Raw genomic sequence first — 21116 nt, forward strand, 5'->3', positions numbered from 1 at the left:
CCCATTTACGGTTGGGAGCATCAGCGGCAAAATCCCCGTCCAGCCAGTTCGCCGCGACACCCAGGCGATGTTGGCTATCCGTCGTAACCTTGTGCTTGCGCGTGCGGACCGGCTTGATCTCGTTGATCTTCATCAGCCGCCCGACCCAGTGCTCGCCAACGTCGAGCCCAACCTCCTTCAATTCCATCGTCATCCTCGGACGACCATAGCTGCCGAGGCTAAGGCTGTATTGTTCCCGGATATGGGCCAGCACTTTCATGTCCGCCCGCTCCCGCCGACTGATAGGTCGCGAGCGTCAGGAACGATAACCGCGCTCGCTGACAAGCATGACACGGCAGAGTAGCTCAACAGGCCAGCGATGCCGCCAGCTATGTACGAAAGCAAACCTCACGGCTTTTGGCTCGCAAAGAATTGCGTCGCCTTTTTAGAATTTTCTTCTCCTCCCGCAGCACATGGTTCTCAAGGCGAAGGCGCTCATGCTCACGCGCCAGGTCAGCCTGCGGCGCTGAAGTCAGGTCGCCAGGCCGATATTGCGACAGCCATTTACCCAGCGTCTATTTGCCAATGCCCAAATCCCTGGCCACGCGCTCACGCGAAAGCCCGCTGGTCAGCGCAATGCGAACCGCCTCCTGCTTAAACTCTTCACTATGCTTGGTCATCTCGCTGGTTTCCTGCTGCGAGCTCTAATCGCTCAGGTGACCGGCACAAAACCGGTACAAGTCCACCTACGGCGTTTCTCTCACGTGATGTCCCTCGAGAGTGTGGATGGATTGGCAAGCCGTTCGCGAAGTTCTGCCTTCAATATCTTTCCATTGGCGTTTCTCGGCAGAGGCACGTGCTCGACAAATATCCGTTCTGGGACTTTATAATCCGATAGTAGCGTAGCGCAGCTCATGCGTAAGTCCTCCTCTAGCGCGGTATCAGCGCCGACGGCGTAGACGAAGGCCTTGACGCGCTCGCCAAGAATTGGGCAGGGGTGCCCGACGACAGCAGCTTCGATGACCTGGGGATCGGCCGCGAGGATATTCTCTACCTCGACGGAGTAGATCTTGAAGCCTCCGCGACTAATCATGTCCTTCTTGCGGTCGTGAAGCGTGAGATAGCCAGCGGCATCGATGCTTCCGATATCCCCCGATTTCCAAAAGCCGCCGGAGAAGCTTGCAGTGGTCGCTGCATTATCGTTCCAATATCCAGGGATTACCATCGGCCCAGCAATCCATATTTCACCAGTTTCACCTGCGGGAACCGGTGTGCCATCTTCTCCCACGACTCGGATATCAGCGCAAAGGACTGGCCTTCCGATGGCGTGATTATGAAGCGCCGCCTCTTCACTTGGCATGATCACCGCCGGGGAGCTGGTCTCGGTCGCGCCATAGGTATTGTGAAGTCTGAGGTTGGGAAGAAGCCCAGATAGTTCAGCGACCGTTGAGGCGGGCATGGGCGCGCCGCCAAATCCGCCAACGCGCCACGCATCGAGGCGACTGGGGTCGAAAGCAGGGCTCATCATCGCCAAGATATACATAGCCGGCACCATCAGGGTGTAGCCGATCGCTTCGCTCGCGGCGAGTTCGAGGAATGTCTCAGCCTTGAACTCGCGCATGAGGATGAGGCATCCGGCGAGATCCACGCTTACTGCGATCAGCGCGACGAGTCCGGTTACATGGGAGGCGGGGACAGCGAGTAAGCTCCGCTCGCCGTAGCGCAGGTCATAATGGTAGCGATAATGCTGCACCGAATGGATGATGCTGAAATGAGTTAGCACTGCACCCTTCGGGCGCCCGGTTGTTCCAGACGTATAAAGAATTGCGGCGGTAGCTTTCTCGTCGACGGGGGCAAAAGTCCGCATCGCTGCTTCGGGCAATCCGCCACGATCGGTGATTTCGATGCGCAGGCCAAGCTTCGGCGTCGCTGTCGACTCGGGAAGCCGAGCGTCACTTTCATGGAAGAGAATGCGCGCGCCCGACTGATTGAGCGCGAACAGCGTCTCATCGGCCGACTGGCGAAGGTTCATCGGCACCGCAATTGCGCCGAGGATCGAGCAGGCGTAGAAGATGATCGGGAATTCCACCCTGTTTCGAAGTAAGATCGCAACGCGGTCGCCACTTCCGACCCCCATGCCCGCCAGCGCAGCCGCAACGCGTTCCGCTGAACCGAGAAGCATCCGATAGGTGATACGCCGTTCGCCTTCGACGAAGGCTTCGGCATCCGCCGCGCTGCTGGCTGCCCGACGTAAGGAAGCGGCGAGACTGGACGGCCTATTGGCAAAGCAGGGCGTTTCGCGGCCAAAATGATGCTCGCGCCGTAACTCAGGACGTGTAGGTGTTTCCGTGGTTGCAGGCGGACGGGATGTGGAATTGGTGATAGTGCGTCTCCCGAGTATCGATATTTGTCGCGCATGAATGTGGTGTAGCGAGATTAAAGTGCTGATTCCGTGACTAGGCGCAAGATTGGCGGAAGAAGGCGAGGCTGTTGGCCGCTACCTCCATCCGGACCGTGCTGAACGGCAGCTTCTGTTCGAAATGGACATGGAGAACCCGAATCTGTTCCGTTGCCTGTAGGCCACTTGCTAGTGCAACATTCTTCAGATGACGTTGCCAGGCACGGCCTTTCAGGCGTTCGGATATGTCGATCGGATCAAGAACCCTCATCGCGATACGGCCGATGACGGTCTGCGACGACGTTCCGAACTCGATATTGCGCATGTGATAGCTATGCGCGATGCCGATACGTCTCATCGCGGCCACGCGTTTGACCGTCGCCGCGTCGATGCCTGTCGTCACGTCCCTCTCCTTGGTCCAGCGAAAGGCTCTTGCTCTGCTTGGATTTGAAAGTTAGCAGACACTTACTTTAAGGAGAAGGGAAAAATGACCAATCGGCTGGAGGGCAAGGGAATCTTGGTGATCGGGGCTGCGTCGGGGATCGGCGCGGCGACGGTCAAACGCCTTGCGAACGAGGGGGCCCGCGTCTGTGCCGCCGACATCGACATCGACGGCGCGCGGAGGGTCGCGGCCGCCGTTGGTGGCGGAGCCTTCGCCGTGCCGATCGACATCTCCGACGAGACCTCGGTCGACGCGGCCTTTACTATGGTTTCGTCCAGCATGCCCAAGCTAGACGGCGTGCATGTCAACGCAGCCGATCTGCGCACCATCTTTCAGGACACGAACGCGCTCGATGTCGATCTTGCCGTATTCGACCGCACGATCGCAGTGAATCTGCGCGGTCATCTGATATGCACGCGAGCCGCGATCCCGCGCCTTCTTGCTTCGGGCGGAGGAGCTATCGTTTACACCAGCTCGGGAGCGTGCGACATGGGCGAGCCCGAACGACCAGCCTATGCGGCATCGAAGAGCGGAATCAACGCATTGATGCGCCACGTCGCCAGCAGATGGGGAAAGGACGGGATCACCGCGAATTGTATCGCGCCTGGGTTTGTCATGACCCCCGAGATGATCGCAGGCGGGCAGGTCCCTCAAGAATGGACTGATTCTAGCCTGAGCCAGATGCGCAGCCCTCGTGTTGGTAGCGCCGATGATATCGCCGCTGTTGCGGCGATGTTGTTGTCGGCCGACGGCACGTGGATCAACGGCCAGGTTCTCCATATCAATGGCGGCGCATTACTTCGTTAAATCGCGACGGTCGAACTTTGCACTCGTCCTTGGCGATCACGATCAAGAAGCAGCGTGACTTCGCGAATGGTCCGGAAAAGCAATTGGGGCATAAAATGGCGGAACCGCCAACATACCGTCTGCCAAGGCGGAACGTCGTTGGGCAGCATCCGCCATCCTCCCCTGCACAAACCAAATAGCGTAGCGCGTCGAGCTCATCGCGCAAATTTGTTTCGGATTGGTGGCAGCGTGAGGCAGTGAGCGGATGGCGCTTTGAGCACTTCTCAAATTTAGCCATCCGGCTACGGTTCGCACGGCCCACATGCAAAGCTTGAATCACAACGGACACAACCGATCAAAACATTCTCAAGCGGACTTTTAGGCGCAAAGAATGCGACTTTATTTTCATGTTTATTTTCATGTATGGAATGATTATTGTTCGGGGGTCCATGGGTAAAAGGGCGGCATGCGCGATGCCTTTTCACCGAATTTTGGTGCTCGCTTTTCCAAAAATGCGGCCACGCCTTCCTTGCCGTCACCGATACTGGAATAGAACATGGCGAGTGATTCAATATCATGCGCTTAGCGCGGTGTAGGCAAGGCGCTGTTGTTCAGCAGCATTTGACGGATCAGGGCCATACTAACAGGCGATCGATTGGCGATCAGGCTGCGCGCAAAAGCTTCTGCTTTGGTCAGCAGTTCGTCCGCAGGTAGCACCTCGCGAACTAGGCCCTTTTCCATCGCTTCCTGTGCTGAAAGGATGTCGGCGCGGTAGAGCAGCTCTAGTGCCGTTTCCATTCCCACTAAACGAGGTAGGAACCAAGTAGAGCAAGCCTCTGGGGTGATGCCGATGCGACCAAAAACAAAACCGATGCGGGCGCGATCTGATGCAAAGCGGAAGTCCATAGGCAGCGTCATGGTTGCACCTATACCCACGGCGGGGCCATTGATCGCGCCAATGATTGGCTTGAGACAGCGGTGCATAGCGAGCGCCACGCGGCCACCTGTATCGCGCACACCTTGTTCCATGGCTTCGGATACGGGGCGGGTCTGCATGTCCGCAACAGTTGGATTTTGGCTTTCATCAAGCCCAAAGACATTGCCGTCCACTGATAAATCCATGCCCGCACAAAAAGCTTTGCCGGCGCCCGTCACCAAAATCGCACCAACATTATCATCTTCGCTAGCGCGATCATAAGCGGCCTCGAGTTCATAGGCCATTTTGACGGTGAAAGCGTTCATTTGTTCGGGGCGATTCAAGGTGAGGCGTAGTAGGCCATCCTTAACCTCATAGCGGATGGTGATATAATCGTGCATGAACAAGTCCTTAAGTTGTATTGTAATGGGCGCGGTAACAGGCAAAGGCACCCGCAATCTAATCAGCGCTTAAACCGAGGCGGTCCAAGTTGAGATCATGCACCGGCCGCTTTTCGCTTTTTGTTGCGTATTTTATATTCGTTGATCTCTATTGCACGCTCCTAGTTTCAGGATGCGATAGGCGGCTTCGAAACGTTGGGCGGGGTTAGGGTCCGGTGGCTAATTTGATCGAAGCGTCAGCCGAATTCCACAACCGACAAAATATGGCTGTCGCTGTCGGGGAATACATAATCCAATTCGATTACCATCTTATCGCCCAATTGGCCGGAGCGCAAAATGTCGGTTTCAATAAAGGCCTGCACGCCGCGCCGGCCATAAGCAAAACGGGTTGCATCAGCATAAATGGGCGAGGCATCCAAACGCGCATCGACATCAGCATCGCCCTTCATCGCGCGGTTCAGCACGATATTGATGCGGTCTTTAAAATCGGGATCTGTTTCCGCTTTTTCGCGTAAATCCAGCACGATGGCTTCCAATTCTTCCAGCGAGTTCATCAGAAAGCCGAAATGGAAGCTGGCTTCGGGATCTTGCGACATCATATCGCGAAAGCCCTGAACGGCAGGGTCTTCCTCTGCCGTGCCGACGCCCAATTTGCTGGTGATAGCGTCGATCAAAATGCGCTGTGGTTCCAGCAGGGCGGATAGATAGATAATGCCATCGCCGCGCGCGAAATGATTTTCGCCCACGACGTAGCGATAAAAATTCCCCTGAGGCAGCGGCAGCATTTGGGTTTCGACAAGGCCGATGGCGCGCAGCAATTTTGCGGCGACTTCGGCGTCTGAGGCATCATAATAATGCACGGCCAAATGGCCCATGCTGAGGCCTGATGGCGCGGTAGCCGTTGCGGTAATGTTTTGAGTCACTATGACTTTCCCTCCCTGAAATTATGTTAGTGTTTGCTTACTATCAACTGCGAAGGGCTTCAAGCAGGGACTGGCAATTTTAGATGCTGGCTGAGATCACCCGTGTAATCGAGCAGGCGACAGTCCCGAAAGGTGAAGCGCCATTGGCCGTCTACGCGTTCAAAGCGATCATCGTAGCGCCCCGTGGCAATGATTTGCAGGGGCAGCGTGGGGGAGGCTTGCAGAATAAGCGATTGGCGCTGGATCATATTACGGTGGTGGATGCAGGCCGGATGGAACTGGTTTCCGCTGCCGCTGAAGCGGGCTGCGCGGGCATATGTTTGTTTATGGAGCCGATGGCCGTTCTGCCGCAGATGCCGCTGTTCGACGTTTATGGCGATGCGGCGCAGCGGCGGGCGTTACGGGCGCATTTGGCGGCGAGTGGCGCGACGCTGGACTTGGCCTATCCCTTCACCATCGCGGGCCGCACTGATGTGTGCGAATTGGAGCCGGCCTTGATTTGCGCCGCAGAATTGGGAGCGAAGCTGGTCAATGGGCTGATCTATGATCGTGATGAGGAGCGCCGCTTGGACAAACTGGGCCGCTTTGGCGATCTGGCGGAAAAACATGGTCTGGGGGTGGCGCTGGGATTTTTTATCCGGTGTCGCAATGCCGTTCGTTGGCCGAAGCGCTGGAATTGGTGCAGGCGATTGATCGGCCAGGTCGTGTGGGAAACAATGCCGATTTCCTGCATCTGATGCGGTCGGGCGGAACGGTGACTGAGCTGGCGGCTGCACCGCCGGAATTTATTCTGTACGGCCAAGTCGCCGATGGTCCTGCGGAATGCACCGCTGACACACTGGACGAAGAAGCCTCGCAGGCGCGTCTGTTGGCAGGCGAAGGGGTGTTTGACGTGGCGGGCTTTGTAGCGGCCTTGCCCGAGCATTGCCATATTAGCGTTGGGATCCCGCGCAATGGCGCGATTGCGCACGAAGATCGCAACGCTCGCGCCAACCGAGCGGTGCACAGCGTTCGCCATGCACTCGCTCAGCCTGCGGGCAGCGTTTAAGCTGCCCGCAATTGCGCCAGTTCCTCTGCGGTCAACACGAGGTCAGCGGCTTTTAAGCTGGCCTCGACTTGGCTAACGCTAGAGCCGCCGAAGATAGGGATGGTTTGGTTGGGTTGGTTGATCAAATAAGCCAGCACCACTTCATTGACGGTGCGGCCATGCTTGACGGCCAGAGTCTTCACCGCTTCAAAACGCTTGCTATTGGCGGGGTTGGCGTAGCGAGCGGCCAATTGTTCGCCAACGGCGTCAGCGCCCTTTTCCAGCTTTGAGAAATAGCCGCCGCATTGCGCCGCATATGCGATGACCGGTAGGCCGCTTGCGTGCAGCGCTTCATATTCGCCTTCATAATGATGCTGATAGCCCTGGGCCACCGCCGCATTCACTTCCGGTAGGGCGAGGCCCCAGAAGGTTTCCGACGCGACAAAACCGGCTTTGCCGATGCTGGCGGCATAGGCATTGGCTTGCTGAATGCGCGCTGCCGACCAGTTGGATGCGGCGAAATGGCGGATACGGCCCGCTTCACGGTGCTCAATCAGCGCGTCGATGATGGGCTGAACCGGTGTTTCTTCATTGTCCATATGCAGGAAGTAAAGATCAATGCTGTCCACGCCCAAATGGTCGAGGCTTTGGTCCAAATCTTGCGCGACATCTTCGGGGGTTACGCGGTTGCGATAATCGCCAAGGCGCATGTCGAAAAAGCCGCCTTTGGTGGCGATCACAATATCTTCGCGCTTTTGGGTTTTCAGCCAAGCGCCCACGGCGCGTTCGCTGGCACCGGCAGGGGCATCCGGCATCCAATCGCCATAGCTGCGGGCGGTATCAATGAAATTGCCGCCATATGATACAAAGACGTCCAAGATCGCGTTGGATGCGCTTTCATCAAGCATCCAGCCTAGCATGTTGGTACCATAGCAAAGATTGCTTACATTCAGATCGGTTCCGTTCAAGGTCTGCTTTTTGAGCATTTGGTTGTAATCCTCCATACATCATTTGTGGTGGGGCTCGTTCAGCCAAGTTGGCGTTGGTTTTCCTGAAAGATTAGATGAGAATAATGGTACGCGGTTTTGAACTTATTCAATATTATCTGAGATATAGACTCTAGTGATCGTCGTATCCGTGCTTGGAAAGCCTATGCTGTCGAGACGTTCCCCAAGCGAAGCTGTCTTCATATGGCTTTCTTTTATTCCTGCTAGATAGTGTGCTGGCATATGACGGGTTCAAACACTTAGGGACTAACTTCGGGCATCATCCTAAGGTCATGCCCGAAGTTATGATTGTTGAAATGAGACAAAGGAAGGTTCTGTCTTTCCTTGCTTCAATATTTTAGGGTCGGATCAAAACTTTAGCTTGATTGCTTGGTTGACTGAGACTTTCAAACATATCAGGCAGCTGAGTGAGCGACACCGTAGCGGTGTGCATAGGCTGTGCATCGATTTCGCGCTTCGCCAGCGCCGTTATGACAGCTTCGAAATCACCTACTTGATAAGCTTGGCTATATTGGATGGTCAGTTCCTTGCCTAAGGCGACGATGGGGGAAAGCCGATCATCGGTAAACAGTACGCCTGCTGCTACGATTTTACCGCGCGCTGCTGCTAAAGTAACGGCTTGTTGAAGCATTCCCTCGATGCCAACACATTCCAAAATAAAGCGTGGGCTATCTTCTCCTGTTGCGGCGGAATAAGCGGCTCTAACATCTTGATGACAGGGATCGATGACCGCAGTTGCGCCCATGAGCTTGGCATGCGCGCGGCGACCCGCGGAAGGGTCACTAACAACGACATGCGATGCGCCGGCATGACGGGAGAATAGAGCGGCTGCTGCGCCGATAGGACCGGCGCCAAGGATCAATACAGATGCCCCGCGTGGCATATTTGCTAAACTAACAACATGACGGCCCACCGCCAAAGGTTCGACAATCGCTCCTTCTTCATAGCTGATACCTTGTGGCAAAGGCTGGAGCATATCCGCGCGGACAGCCAAATATTGTGCATAAGCACCTTGGGCTTCTAGCGAGCAACCGAGAAAGAGATTCGATGGGCAAAGGGCTGGTAAATGCTTGTAGCAGGCATCACACTGTCGGCAGGGGGTGAGCGGCAACGCGGTGACCCGCTGGCCAGCCCCGTATTTTTTTACGCGCGAACCAAGGGAAACAATTTCTCCAGAGAACTCATGGCCAAAAATCAAACCGTGGGGCGTATATTCAGATTTAGCCATGTGCAGATCGGAACCGCAAATGCCAGCATAGGCAATCGCTAATATGACCTCGTCCGCAGCTGGTGTGGGGTCTGCGACTTCCTCGACGGTTAATTTTCGGCCTACGCCTTGGAATGTTGCTGCACGCACCAGATTTTCCATCATTATATTATAAGTAAATATTCACTTATAATATAATGATGGATTGTCAAGGTTACGCCCACGAATTCGATGTGGCCGAAGAAACCCAATATAGTGGCGTGTTTGCGCATTGAAACCGACCTGTTTCGGAATATCCGCCACGCCCGAAGAAAGATAGTTGTACCCAAATCAGGACCAAAATCCATTGATAAGAGGGAGCTAATCTGATCCAGTCTCCGGAAGGCCGACCATGGGCGAACCGTATTGGCTGTCGGATGAGCCGGCGATTTGGTTTAAGCCGATTGTTTCCATGAGTCATGGCGCACCGGAAGGGGCTCGACGGCATGGCATTCGCTCGTCCTGAGGGCCCCTCATCCAGCCTGAATCGCAATTGAGCCGTCAGATCAATGGGGCCCGAGCCAAATTCTCGAAGGCCCATGTTCATCCCAAACAGGTGAATATTGAACGTGATTATTGACTCATTGTCTGTGATTAGTAAGTAGTAACTTACATTTGTTTTTCATGGAATGGACCAGTGGGCAGGGACAGGGTGAGTGCGCGTGTTTGCGCTGGAAATACCTTATCTCCGCTTACTGACTTTCTGGTGGGGGGCAGGATGATCACGATAAGAATTAAAAAAAGGGGAGGATTATGGTAAATCGTAAACTCGAATTGCGTGCGCTGCTTTTCGGTTGCGCCGCTACGATCTGCACGATGCCTGCTGCCGTTTCGGCTCAGCAAGCGGATGGCGTCAGTCCGGCCTCGGATAATCACGAAATTATCGTGACTGCGACCCGCCGTAGTGAGTCTTTGAAAGATGTGGCCATGGCGATCAACGTTGCCACGGGCGAAATGCTGGAAAAGCTAGCAATATTCGATGCAAAGGATATTCAGCAACTGTCGCCTGCATTGGAAATGACCAACACAACCGGGCGTAATAATACAACCACGTTACGCGGCATCGCATTTGATCCCGATCAAGGGACATCTCCTTCGGTGCAAATCTATTTCAACGAAGTGCCTGTCGATGCGCAAGTAGCCTATACTGCAATTTACGACATGCAGCAGGTAGAAGTTCTGCGCGGTCCTCAAGGATTATTGCGCGGATTGTCTGCGCCTGCTGGAGCCATCACGTTCACCGCGCGCCGTCCTAGCTTTGACGTGGTAGAAGGTTATGCTCAAGCTACGGTCACAGACCTTGCCGGTTATAACGTCCAAGGGGGCGTCAGCTTGCCATTTTCCGAGAGCGTGGCGCTGCGCCTTGCGGTTCTGGTCGACGGCAACCGTTTAAACCATGTACGCAATGTCAACCGTGGCGGTGAGCGTTCATACGGCAGCACGCAAAGCTTTCGCGCAACCGTGGGCCTTCGTCCAACTGATGCATCGGAAGCCTATTTCACTTACCAGTATCTGGTAGCCGATCGTAATCAATATCAACAAGTTATAGGTGCAGGAAATACCCCAGTCTATTTGGAGGATTTTTCGGGTAAAAACCCCGACCTTCTGTCTGGTCCGGCATTGACTGCGAATGACTATACTGCGGTTTCTGACGGTTTGTTTCGCAATCGCTTGAATAGCCATTTGATCAACGCCAACATCAACTATGACTTTGGCGGTGCGACTCTTTCCTTTGTGGGCGCACATCAATATTCGACTCAGACTGTCCAGCGCGATATGGATATGGCCAATGCTGTCCCTGGCTATATTAGTACATCCGACGTTTTCATCCCGATGCGCATCAATTCTGGTGAAGTGCGCTTGGCGTCGAACAACGACGAAGGCTTGGCTTGGAACCTTGGTGCATTTTATCGCAAGCAATCAGGCGTGACCGTCGTGGATGAAGCGGCTGATAACTTCTTTGCGCCCGTAACGGTTTATGGTTCTTATCCTTATTTGCCGATCAACGCGTATATTGAAGTGCCCGTTTCCGACCGGACTTGGTCTTTCAATGCCGGTTTACGCTTTAAGTCCGGACCGTTAAAAATCGAAGGCGGTTTGCGATATTCGTTGATCCACAATGTTTACACGGCCACCGTCACGGCGTCTTCGCCAGGGATCCCAGGTGTTCCGACAGCGCCGCCATTTAACTTTACAAGTCCGGGTGTGCCCGCACATCTTCAGCTAGTGAAGGAAAAGCCCTTCACCGGCGGCATCAACATCAGCTACGGGGTTACGCCAGACATCAATATATATGCAGCCTATGGTCACAGCTTTCGAGCTGGTTCGGCTGGCGTAGGTTCGCAGCCTGGCTGGTCCGACGATTTGGTCCAAACGAAACCTGAGAAGACAGACAGCTGGGAGATCGGTGTAAAGGGATCGAGCTTTGGTCGCCGCCTTAATTTCGGCCTGACCGGGTTTTATCAAAAGATCGACGGCTATTTGTCGCGCTTCGATCAAATTTACTACAATTGCCCCGAGCTTAACGGAGCCTGTGTTCCAGTTGGTACCCCTAACGCGACCCCGCCATCATCGACACCGGTTAGTTTTTTCCCATTCAATTATAATGCCGACGCCACCATTAAGGGTGTGGAGCTTGAATTGAATGGTCGCCCAACCAACAATTGGGATTTCGGTTTGAACGCTGCGTATATTAAGGCCCGCTTCAACAACGCGAACGTACCTTGCAACACATTAGTGGCAGGAGTGCCTGTGATACAGGGGACAAACAATGTCAGCTTCTGCCGCCGAAATGGTCGCTTGTCTGACACGCCAGATTTCTCACTGACAGCGAATACAGAAATTCGTGCCCCGATGGGATCGGTGACACCATATCTGCGCGCCTTATTGAATTATCGACCATCTTTCACCGCAACACGGTCGGATTATCGATATCGTCATCGTGAACTGCTGAACCTGTTTGTCGGCGTTCGCAGCGAGGACGCCGGCTGGGATATTAACGTCTTTGTCCGCAATGTGTTGGGTCAAGCACGGGTGACAAATATCGGTGATAACAACATGGTGGAAAACACCTTGGCTGGGCCTTTCGAAAGTGGTTATCGCACAGTGAATGTGATGGCACCGCGTGAATTTGGCCTTACCGCAGCCGTTAAATTTTAAACTGATCAGGACCGGCCTTGAAGGCCGGTCCATTTAGCTTTCGACAAAAAGAAGCGAAATCTAGCTGCCCAGCCTTAGAGGTAGAATGCATTGACTAAGGCCAGAATGCTATGGTGAGCCAACAAGATGGCCATTTCGACGCTGTAAGGGGAGCAGATGTCAAGGGATGCTGCCGATGAAGCGCTTCGAAAAGTCGGAAGATATTGGCAAGGCAGCAGCATTCTTGGCTGCTGACGATGCCAGCAACATCGCCAGCCATAGGATTTCCGTCGTGGGCAGCTTCGGCGCCTGAAATTCTGAAAAGGGTCGGCTTGCTGCGTCGCCACTCTTTCTCTGCAGATTATGTGGCGTAGCTGGCCAACATTATGGCAACATGGGCGCTGATATCGCTCAGCATGTCGAACAAGATTGTCGTGGTGGATAGGGACCATGCTGAGGCGGAGCTTCGCCGGAGCTTTGCGTTTATCCGCTAATGGTGGGAATCCACTGCGTTTGGTGGCTATGCTGACGGCTATGCATAGGGCGAGCCTATTTGGCGCGTTTGTTACCGTGTCTTTATCGTGGAAAAAATCCGGAAACTGAAGGAAGGTTAAGCGGGGTATGTAAAAGGAGTAGAGCGTAGCCGCTCAAACCGCTCTCGATCCCCGCTTGGAACTATTCGTTTAAAGATCAGTCGCAGGTTAAATGCCTGTCGTCACGTGGTTAGTCGACACTGATTTTAGGCCAGTACGTTTGCCGCCATTAAGGCGGAGAGACTGCTTGGGTCTAAAGCCAAACATTTTTGCAATACCGCTACCGTATCCTCGCCCGTGCGGGGCGGGGCGATGCGATAATTGACCTTGGTTTTGGAAAATTTCGCGGGAAAGCCGATGAATTTTACCGGTGTGCCATCGCTGCGATGGATATCCTGCACCATCTCGCGCGCTGCGACATGGGGATCTGCCAAAATTTGCGGGATTTCATTCACCTTGCCGCAGGGTAATTTCACCTTTTCCATCGCCGCGATCAGTTCGTCGCTCTTCCATTTGCCGATTTCTTTACGCAATTCCACCTGCAGCGCAGGGCGGTTGGCGTTGCGGGCGGCATTGTCGAAAAAGCGTGGATCATCGGCAATATCGGGGCGGCCAAGTATCTCGCAGAATTGGCGGAGTTGCTTGTCATTGCCCAAGGGAAGCAATATATCGCCGTCGCTGCACGAGAAATCTTGATACGGCACGGTGTTGGGGTGTTCATTGCCCAAACGGCGCGGAATCATACCACCGTTCAAATAGTTACTACCCTGATTGGCGAGCAGTGACAATTGCGCGTCGAGCAGCGCCAGATCAATATGTTGTCCTTCGCCCGTTTCATCGCGGTGGCGCAGCGCCGCCAAGATCGAGATGGCGGAATAAAGGCCGGTCACCAAGTCACTGATCGGAATGCCAACTTTTATAGGTCCGCCGCCCGCTTCGTCATCAGGGCGGCCGGTGATCGACATCAATCCGCTCATCCCTTGGATTAGGAAATCATAGCCACCGCGATCTTTATAAGGCCCCGTTTGACCGAAACCTGTGATCGAGCAATAGACGAGGCGTGGGTTAATCGCTGCTAAGCTATCATAATCCAGACCATATTTTTTGAGGCCGCCGACACGGAAATTCTCCACGACAATATCGACATCTTTCGCCAAATCGCGGATCAAATCGGCCCCGCGTGGGTCAGCCAAATTGATGGCGACCGAGCGCTTGTTGCGATTGGCACACAGATAATAAGCGCTATCCCGCGACCCGTCGTCCAAAAATGGTGGGCCCCAGCGCCGCGTGTCATCCCCTTGACCAGGTTGTTCGACTTTGATGACATCCGCGCCCAAATCCGCCAGAATTTGCGTGGAAAATGGCCCTGCCAATACACGGGAAAGGTCCAGCACCCTCACCCCTGCCAAGGGGCCAGTGGCGGCGGGTTCGGTGGTCGTGCCTGATGCGTCCACCATCTTTAGCGATCCTGAAAATGGGGCGTGCGTTTGCTAAGCATCGCATCAACCGCTTCTTCATGATCTTGGGTGTGATGCGCCAAGGCCTGATACGCAGCAGAAAGTTCCAGCAACGGGCCGAGTTTCATGTCCTGCCCTTCGCGCAATAGGCGTTTGGCCATCCGAGTGCTGTGGCCCGGATTGGCGGCGATACGCTGAGCGACTGCCTTGGCGGTGCCCAGCAATTCGTCATGCGGTACAACCTGCTGCACCAGACCATATTGCAGCGCCGTTTGCGCATCAATGGTGTCGCCCGTCAGCGTCATGAGCGATGCGAGCCCCATGCCGATGGTCCGTGGCAAAAACCATGCGCCGCCGTCGCCGGGAATAATACCCAGCTTTACAAAGCTTTCGGCGAATGTGGCTTTGTCTGATGCGATGCGAATATCACACATACAGGCCAAATCTAGGCCCGCACCCACCGCTGGGCCATTGACTGCGGCCACAACAGGCACTTCCAATTCTTGCAGCGCCATCGGGATGGTTTGAATGCCGGTGCGATAATTGTTGCGCTGATCGAAGGGGGATCCTGCGAATGTGCCCTTCTTCGCTTGCATATCCTTCACATTGCCGCCGGCGCAAAAGGCTTTGCCAGTGCCCGTCAGCACCACCGCGCGTACCGAGCGATCCGCCGCCATATCGCGGCAAAATTTCGTGATGCTGTCCATTTCTTCTTGGGTGGTGATGGCGTTGCGCATCTCGGGCCGGTCGAGTGTGGCGATCACAACTGCGCCATCGCGCTCAACTTGAAGGAAGGGCTCCATGAAATCTCTCCGCTTTTATTAGATTTACAAGGCTTAGAGTGGTGCGTAAGTTGATACTAATATTGATTAGCACCTAGGTGATACCCGTGGTGTATCGAAATTTGGGGGATGTCATGGAGCTTCGGCACCTGCGCTATTTCGTCGCATTGGCGGAAACGTTGAATTTCCACCGGGCGGCAGAGAAGCTGCATATGGCGCAGCCGCCGTTGACGGTTGCCATTCGCAAGCTCGAACAGGAATTGGGCGCGCCGCTGTTTGTGCGTGGTACGCGGGGCGTTGCCTTGACTGATGCAGGACGCGGAGCGCTGAATTTGGCGCGGGAAACACTGGCAAGCGCAGAGAAATTCAAAGCCGCTGTTAAGCAAAGTGTCGCGGGTGAAAGAGGGTGCTTGCGGGTTGGTTATATCGGCTCGGCGACCTTCGAGCTTATTCCGCGCATCATTCCCGAATATCGCAAAACATATCCGAACGTGGACTTGATTTTAGAAGAAGCAACCAGCACCGACATCGTTCGCGCTATTGCGCGCAAGGATTTGGATGTGGGCTTGGTGCGTGTGCCTTTGATGGAGGCGGCGGCGGTTGAAACGCATATTGTCGACAGCGATGAATTTCATGTCGCCGTCAATGAGAATAGCCCCATTGCGGCGCACGAGCAGATCGCGCTGGAACAATTGCGGGACCAAAATTTCATCACTCAATCGTCTGTCAGTGTGCTGCATCCCGCGACTTTGGCAGCTTGTCATGAGGCTGGTTTTATTCCGCATGTCGCCCAAGCAGCGACGCAATTGAGCGCCATTTTGGCCTTGGTGCGTAGTGGACTAGGCGTGGCGTTGGTGCCGGCTCGCGCCGCCCGCGCTGTGCCGCCCAGCGTGCGGCTGATCCCGTTGGAAAAGCCCGTGGTTATCGAAACGGCCTGTGTGACGGCCCGCGATAATAATGATGCGGTCGTGCGAAACTTTATAGAATTGGCCATTGATACTCAATAGCTATCGTGTTCGAAGAAACTGATATTGGACAAGCGAAAGCCTGCTTGGCAGAAAAAGATCATCAAGGCATTTGTCGGAGACCCTCGCTTGTTCGATAGCTTAACCATATCCTCTCTGCCGTCCGTTGATGCGGCCCTTGCGGTGGATCTTCGCGCCCTGATCGCGGACACTGTGGCGGATATGCCAACCGACAAACGGGCGCGCACATGGGCGGGCCATAGTGCTGAATTCAGCCGTAAATTGGGGCAAGCAGGTTATTTGGGTCTGACCTTGCCAAAAGCTTATGGTGGCCAGGAACGCGGACCTTTTGCTCGTTTTGTGGTGGTCGAAGAATTATTGAGCGCGGGCGCTCCGGTGGCGGCGCATTGGATTGCCGATCGCCAGAGCGGCCCGTTGATTCACCGTTTCGGCACGGAAGAGCAGCGTCAATTTTATTTGCCAAAAATTTGTAAGGGCGAGGCACTGTTCTGCATCGGCATGAGCGAGCCGGGCTCCGGTTCCGATCTCGCCAGCGTCCGAACGCGCGCGGAAAAGGATGGCGATCATTGGGTACTGAACGGCCAGAAGATCTGGACCACCAATGCACCGCAAAGCCATTATATGATCGCGCTGGTCCGCACATCGGGCACAGCGGCAGACCGTCATGCGGGCCTATCGCAACTGATCGTCGATTTGAGCCTGCCTGGCATCACGATCAGGCCGATTGAGGATTTGACCGGCGACAGCCATTTTGCGGAAGTTTTCTTTGATAATGTGCGCTTGCCCGCCGATGCCTTGGTCGGATCGGAAGGCGAGGGTTGGAAACAAGTCAACGCCGAACTCGCCTTTGAACGCAGCGGGCCAGAGCGGATTTATTCGTCGGTTATTCTGCTCGACGCATGGGCCAGCCATCTGCGCGAAGTTGGCCGCAGCGAAGCGTCTGTACGCTTGCTTGGTGGTTTGACCGCGAAATTGGCTGTGCTGCGGGAAATGTCGATTGCTGTCACGGCGCAGCTTGCGGCGGGTGAAAGTCCGGTCGTGGAGGCCAGTCTGGTGAAGGATTTGGGTACCAGCTTGGAACAGAGCATCCCCAGCCTGATCGCCGAGGATTTGGCGGCACATCCCGATGAGGCGGTAGACCCAATGCTGTTCAAAACGCTGAACTACCTGAGCCATATCGCGCCCAGCTTTTCGCTGCGCGGCGGAACACGTGAAATTTTGCGCGGCATCATCGCGCGCGGCCTTGGCCTTCGCTAGGATCTTTTGGCCATGAGCATGTCGGAAATTTTCGAACCTTTCGCACGGCTTCTCAGCGATATAGCTACCCCCGCAGCAGTGCGGGCGCTGGAGGTCAGCGGCGATGTCGCGCCAATTTGGTCAGCGGTTGAAGCCTCTGGCTATTTGGATATTTTGGTCGGCGAGGAGTTTGGCGGGGCGGGATTGACTCTGTCGGATGCCGCGCCGATTTTTGAACTGTTGGGCCGTCATGCCCTGCCGCTGCCGATTGGCGATACGATGTTGGCGCGGGCCTTGCTGGCGCGGGCAGGCGTGGAATATGGTGCCGATTATGGCAGTGCGCCAATCGCCTTGGTAACCGGCGCGCAGCCATGCGTTGGCGCGGGCTTTGCTTCGGCATTTTTGACGGGTTCGCCGACGGCGCCTGTGTTGCAAGCTGCCGAAGTCAGCGCCACGGGTGTCCATGGCGATAGAAGCGCTGTGGTGTCATTATCAGGCAGTGCGGAATTGCGCCCGGTCGCGGCGATTCTTCGGGCTTTGACGATTTCTGGCGCGGCGCATCAGTTGCTGGAAATGACCGTCGCTTACGCCAATGATCGGGCGCAATTTGGTAAGCCCATTGGCAAATTTCAGGCGGTGCAACAGCAGTTGGCGGTACTTGCCGAACAAGCGGTTGCGGCCCGCATTGCCGCTGCCATGGGCGCGCGCGCCGGCCTGGATGCCAGCCCTTTGCAAGCCGCCTTAGCCAAACATAATGCGAGCGTTGCAGCAGCCCAAATTGCCCCCATTGCACATGGCGTACATGGCGCAATTGGCATTAGTGAAGAATATGATCTGCAACTTTTCACCCGCCGTTTAAATGAATGGCGCATGGCGGATGGGTCGGAAGCCTATTGGGCGGATGTGGTTGGCCATGCGCGGCTTGGTCAGCCGGACGTCCCGACCACGCAGTTCATCCGTTCTGCAATATAAGCTGTTTGCGAATAGACTGAGATTGGGCTGCCAGTGTCGATGACGCGGGGGAGGAGAGGCATCAGCGTAGGGATATGAAGTAGAAGGTCCTCAGCCTTGCGGGAGGGACGCTGCTTTTCTTGCGCTGATGCTTCTTTTTACTTCTCTGATGCGAGGCCGCGATTTGAAGCCATTCTAGTATTGTTTACTCCTTAGCGCGCCCGCATTGGGGCGCGCAATTCGCTGATCTTGGGCTATGTGAAGATGGAGCAGGGCAAGCGCAGGGGCAAGACGGCGCAGGAATTGGCCTTCACCGAAGAAACCGCGCGAGGCTACAGCAAGATGATATACATTTTAACGGGTGCGTGCGCCCACACAGAGTAGGCTCGTAATTTTTAACCAGCGTTTTGATGAAGGGCTGACCTCTAGTTTGCAGTGTTGATCGGGCCGAAGAAATGACAAGGGGAAGATTGTGCTTGATCATATTTGTAAGTGTTTACTGGTAAAGTCATAAGCCGTCGCGGTAGGGGAGAGGATTTCGGCAGGCTTGGGCCAGCAACAGGCTTCCGATCGCGTACGGAGGGTTTCAGCCGCGAAGCAGAAAAGGGACGTAATCTTGGCATTTCAAACGCGCATCACCGAGATTTTGGGTATCGAGCATCCGATTGTGCAGGGCGGTATGCAGGGAGTGGGAACCGCCGACTTGGCGAGCGCCGTTTCCAATGCGGGGGGGCTTGGCATTATTACCGCGCTGACCCAGCCGAGCCCAGAGGCTTTGCGCACTGAAATTGAGCGTTGCCGGAGCCTGACGGACAAGCCCTTTGGCGTGAATATCACCGTACTTCCCACGATTAACGCGCCGGATTATGCCGCCTATGCGCAGGCGGTGATCGACAGCGGGGTGAAGATTTTGGAGACGGCAGGATCGCCCGCCGTTCGCCAAATTTGGGAAATGGTGAAGCCGCACGGCATTAAGATTTTGCACAAATGTACCGCCGTTCGTCATGCGTTGTCGGCCGAGCGGGCGGACGTGGATATTATTTCCATCGACGGTTTTGAATGTGCGGGCCATCCAGGGGAAGATGATATTCCGAGCCTGATTCTCATCCCCGCTGCGGCCGATAAGGTGAAAATTCCGCTGCTGGCATCAGGTGGCTTTGGCGATGGACGCGGGTTGATTGCGGCGCTGAGCTTGGGGGCTGAAGGTATTAATATGGGCACACGCTTCTGTGCCACCCAAGAAGCGCCTATTCACCCCAATGTGAAGCAGGCCTATGTGGAAAATGACGAGCGTGGCAGCGTGATGATTTTCCGCCAATTCAAGAACACGGCCCGCGTCGGCAAAAATAGTGTCAGCGAAGAAGTGGCGCGGCGCTTGAGCAATCCTGCGGCGGAATTTTCCGATGTCGCCGAATTGGTGGCGGGCGCGGCAGGGCGCGAGATGCTGAAAAGCGGTGATATGGATCAGGGGATTTTCTGGGCCGGTATGGTACAGGGTTTGATCCATGATGTGCCAAGCTGTGCCGAGCTTATTTCCCGCATCATCCGTGAAGCGGAAGCGATTTTGGATCAGCGTTTGCAGATTATGCGCCGCTGATCTGATTGGGGGGAAGGGGCGGTCCTTTTGATAGGGCCGCCTCTTTTTTTACCTAGCCTATTTCCACATGCAGGCGCGTCAGGCGTATCTTTTGGATACGCCATTGCCCGTCTTGGCAGACATAGCTTTCATGATAATGGCCATAGCCATGCATAAAGCGGAATGGCAGGTCGCTGCCCGCTGCCACCCATAATTTATCCTCCATCGCCCAAATTCCATGCGCATGGCTTTCGCTTTCGACGGTGATGTCGGGCGTATGGCCGTGGTGAACGGTGGTGACGTCAACCAGCATCGGAGCTAAGGAGCCGACATAGGCGTCCGCCCCATGGATGAGCTGGCTTTCATCATATCCGCCCGCTGAGGCGCGCATATCGGCGACCAAATCATCGGTGAACAGGGCGCGATAGCCATCCCAATCTTTTCCATCAATGGTCTGGAAATAACGGGATTTTAGATTTTTGATCGCCTCGATAGCGAGAAGTTTTTCAACGTCTGTCACCGCCTTATTGCACCGGGCCGTTGGGGAGGGCAGGTTCGAAAAGACCTGCCGTCCAACCGCCGTCCACGGCGATTTCCGCGCCATTGATGTAGCTGGCCTCATCGCTGGCGGCGAACAGAGTGGCGCGGGCGACTTCTTCGGGTTGGCCGATGCGCTGTAGTGGCACGCGGGTATAGCTGCGGTTCAAATCCTCTAGGCTTTGGCCCATCGGATTGCCCATTACCGTATCGACGCCGCCCGGATGGATGGAGATGGAGCGGATATTATATGGCCCGAATTCGTAAGCATAGCTTTTGGTGATGCCACGCACCGCCCATTTGCTGGCGGTATAGGCGGTCAGCCCATTGCAGCCGCGCAGCCCATCGACAGAAGATATATTGATAATCGCGCCCTTGCCGCTGGCCTTCAATGCCGGAACGGCATGTTTCACGCCCATCATCACGCCCAGCACATTGATCGACAGCACGCGCTCTGCATCGGCGCGCACCATTTGATCGGCGGCGGCGAAATGTACGACGGCGGCGTTATTCACCAATATGTCGAGCTTGCCAAATTGCGATTGCGCCAAGGCGACGACGGCTTGCCAATCGCTTTCTAACTGGACATCTAGTTTATGAAATACAGCGGCATCGCCGAGTTCGGCAGCCAAGGCTTGGCCTTCTGCTTCCAAAATATCTCCGATGACCACCTTCGCGCCTTCGGCGACAAACAGCCGAGCCGTCGCTTCGCCCATGCCCCGGGCTGCGCCGCTGATGATCGCGATTTTCCCCTCTAGGCGTTTCATTTGTCTAATTCCTCTCGTTATTTTGCTA

At 55.2% G+C, this 21116-nt stretch carries 21 protein-coding genes; 8 read left to right on the forward strand and 13 right to left on the reverse strand.

Going from position 1 to position 21116, the window contains the following annotated elements:
- The 4 genes from LKO31_RS11635 to LKO31_RS11650 form a co-directional block, all read right to left on the reverse strand.
- On the reverse strand, positions 1-259 hold a 259-nt coding region (locus LKO31_RS11635; protein WP_227690739.1), incomplete at its 3' end, for an IS3 family transposase.
- Between the two features lie 295 nt (positions 260-554).
- On the reverse strand, positions 555-659 hold the full coding sequence (locus LKO31_RS11640; RefSeq protein ID WP_227690740.1) for a transposase: 105 nt from the start codon (positions 657-659) through the stop codon (positions 555-557).
- A gap of 80 nt (positions 660-739) precedes the next feature.
- The gene (locus LKO31_RS11645) at positions 740-2386 is read right to left on the reverse strand and encodes a class I adenylate-forming enzyme family protein (RefSeq protein ID WP_407699287.1); all 1647 of its coding nucleotides are present in this window, start codon (positions 2384-2386) and stop codon (positions 740-742) included.
- A 49-nt stretch (positions 2387-2435) separates the two neighbouring features.
- Positions 2436-2780 carry a hypothetical protein gene (locus tag LKO31_RS11650; RefSeq protein ID WP_227690741.1) on the reverse strand — a complete coding sequence of 115 codons (345 nt, stop codon included), beginning with the start codon at positions 2778-2780 and terminating at the stop codon, positions 2436-2438.
- Positions 2781-2864: 84 nt separating this feature from the next.
- On the opposite strand from LKO31_RS11650, the gene LKO31_RS11655 reads away from it, so the two are divergent.
- Positions 2865-3626 carry an SDR family NAD(P)-dependent oxidoreductase gene (locus LKO31_RS11655; protein WP_227690742.1) on the forward strand — a complete coding sequence of 254 codons (762 nt, stop codon included), beginning with the start codon at positions 2865-2867 and terminating at the stop codon, positions 3624-3626.
- Positions 3627-4037: 411 nt separating this feature from the next.
- Here the strand turns inward: LKO31_RS11655 and LKO31_RS15040 are convergent, their stop codons facing one another.
- The 3 genes from LKO31_RS15040 to LKO31_RS11670 form a co-directional block, all read right to left on the reverse strand.
- Positions 4038-4163 carry a hypothetical protein gene (locus tag LKO31_RS15040; protein WP_265104642.1) on the reverse strand — a complete coding sequence of 42 codons (126 nt, stop codon included), beginning with the start codon at positions 4161-4163 and terminating at the stop codon, positions 4038-4040.
- A 24-nt stretch (positions 4164-4187) separates the two neighbouring features.
- The gene (locus LKO31_RS11665) at positions 4188-4922 is read right to left on the reverse strand and encodes an enoyl-CoA hydratase-related protein (protein ID WP_227690743.1); all 735 of its coding nucleotides are present in this window, start codon (positions 4920-4922) and stop codon (positions 4188-4190) included.
- Positions 4923-5158: 236 nt separating this feature from the next.
- Positions 5159-5845: a hypothetical protein gene (locus tag LKO31_RS11670; protein WP_227690744.1), complete on the reverse strand. Its 687-nt coding sequence runs from the start codon at positions 5843-5845 to the stop codon at positions 5159-5161.
- Between the two features lie 83 nt (positions 5846-5928).
- Here LKO31_RS11670 and LKO31_RS11675 point away from each other — a divergent pair, with 83 nt between their 5' ends.
- Complete coding sequence (locus LKO31_RS11675; protein ID WP_227690745.1) at positions 5929-6582, forward strand: hypothetical protein; 654 nt, start codon at positions 5929-5931, stop codon at positions 6580-6582.
- A 17-nt stretch (positions 6583-6599) separates the two neighbouring features.
- A complete protein-coding gene (locus LKO31_RS11680; RefSeq protein WP_227690746.1) occupies positions 6600-6893 on the forward strand; it encodes a hypothetical protein in 294 nt (97 codons plus the stop codon).
- On the opposite strand, the gene LKO31_RS11685 is transcribed toward LKO31_RS11680, so the two are convergent.
- Positions 6890-7858, reverse strand: a complete 969-nt coding sequence (locus LKO31_RS11685; RefSeq protein WP_227690747.1) for an aldo/keto reductase — start codon at positions 7856-7858, stop codon at positions 6890-6892. The two genes, LKO31_RS11680 and LKO31_RS11685, sit on opposite strands and share 4 nt — an antisense overlap.
- 358 nt (positions 7859-8216) lie before the next feature.
- Positions 8217-9251, reverse strand: coding sequence for a zinc-dependent alcohol dehydrogenase (locus tag LKO31_RS11690; protein WP_227690748.1), 1035 nt, complete (start codon positions 9249-9251; stop codon positions 8217-8219).
- Positions 9252-9878: 627 nt separating this feature from the next.
- On the opposite strand from LKO31_RS11690, the gene LKO31_RS11695 reads away from it, so the two are divergent.
- A complete protein-coding gene (locus LKO31_RS11695) occupies positions 9879-12284 on the forward strand; it encodes a TonB-dependent receptor (RefSeq protein ID WP_227690749.1) in 2406 nt (801 codons plus the stop codon).
- A 718-nt stretch (positions 12285-13002) separates the two neighbouring features.
- Here the strand turns inward: LKO31_RS11695 and LKO31_RS11700 are convergent.
- On the reverse strand, positions 13003-14253 hold the full coding sequence (locus tag LKO31_RS11700; RefSeq protein ID WP_227690750.1) for a CaiB/BaiF CoA transferase family protein: 1251 nt from the start codon (positions 14251-14253) through the stop codon (positions 13003-13005).
- A 2-nt stretch (positions 14254-14255) separates the two neighbouring features.
- On the reverse strand, positions 14256-15056 hold the full coding sequence (locus LKO31_RS11705) for a crotonase/enoyl-CoA hydratase family protein (protein WP_227690751.1): 801 nt from the start codon (positions 15054-15056) through the stop codon (positions 14256-14258).
- Positions 15057-15169: 113 nt separating this feature from the next.
- On the opposite strand from LKO31_RS11705, the gene LKO31_RS11710 reads away from it, so the two are divergent.
- The 4 genes from LKO31_RS11710 to LKO31_RS11725 all read left to right on the forward strand — a co-directional run bounded on the left by LKO31_RS11710 (position 15170) and on the right by LKO31_RS11725 (position 19805).
- Positions 15170-16042 (forward strand): LysR substrate-binding domain-containing protein, encoded by an 873-nt coding sequence (locus LKO31_RS11710; protein ID WP_227690752.1) that lies wholly within the window; start codon positions 15170-15172, stop codon positions 16040-16042.
- A gap of 24 nt (positions 16043-16066) precedes the next feature.
- Positions 16067-17278, forward strand: a complete 1212-nt coding sequence (locus LKO31_RS11715) for an acyl-CoA dehydrogenase family protein (protein ID WP_227690753.1) — start codon at positions 16067-16069, stop codon at positions 17276-17278.
- Between the two features lie 12 nt (positions 17279-17290).
- Positions 17291-18229, forward strand: a complete 939-nt coding sequence (locus tag LKO31_RS11720) for an acyl-CoA dehydrogenase (protein ID WP_227690754.1) — start codon at positions 17291-17293, stop codon at positions 18227-18229.
- A gap of 595 nt (positions 18230-18824) precedes the next feature.
- Positions 18825-19805, forward strand: coding sequence for an NAD(P)H-dependent flavin oxidoreductase (locus LKO31_RS11725; RefSeq protein ID WP_265104643.1), 981 nt, complete (start codon positions 18825-18827; stop codon positions 19803-19805).
- A gap of 52 nt (positions 19806-19857) precedes the next feature.
- On the opposite strand, the gene LKO31_RS11730 is transcribed toward LKO31_RS11725, so the two are convergent.
- A complete protein-coding gene (locus LKO31_RS11730; RefSeq protein ID WP_227690755.1) occupies positions 19858-20304 on the reverse strand; it encodes a nuclear transport factor 2 family protein in 447 nt (148 codons plus the stop codon).
- A gap of 4 nt (positions 20305-20308) precedes the next feature.
- Positions 20309-21088, reverse strand: coding sequence for a glucose 1-dehydrogenase (locus tag LKO31_RS11735; RefSeq protein ID WP_227690756.1), 780 nt, complete (start codon positions 21086-21088; stop codon positions 20309-20311).
- Positions 21089-21116 lie beyond the last annotated feature (28 nt).

Source organism: Sphingopyxis yananensis, assembly GCF_020687785.1.
GTDB lineage: Bacteria > Pseudomonadota > Alphaproteobacteria > Sphingomonadales > Sphingomonadaceae > Sphingopyxis > Sphingopyxis yananensis.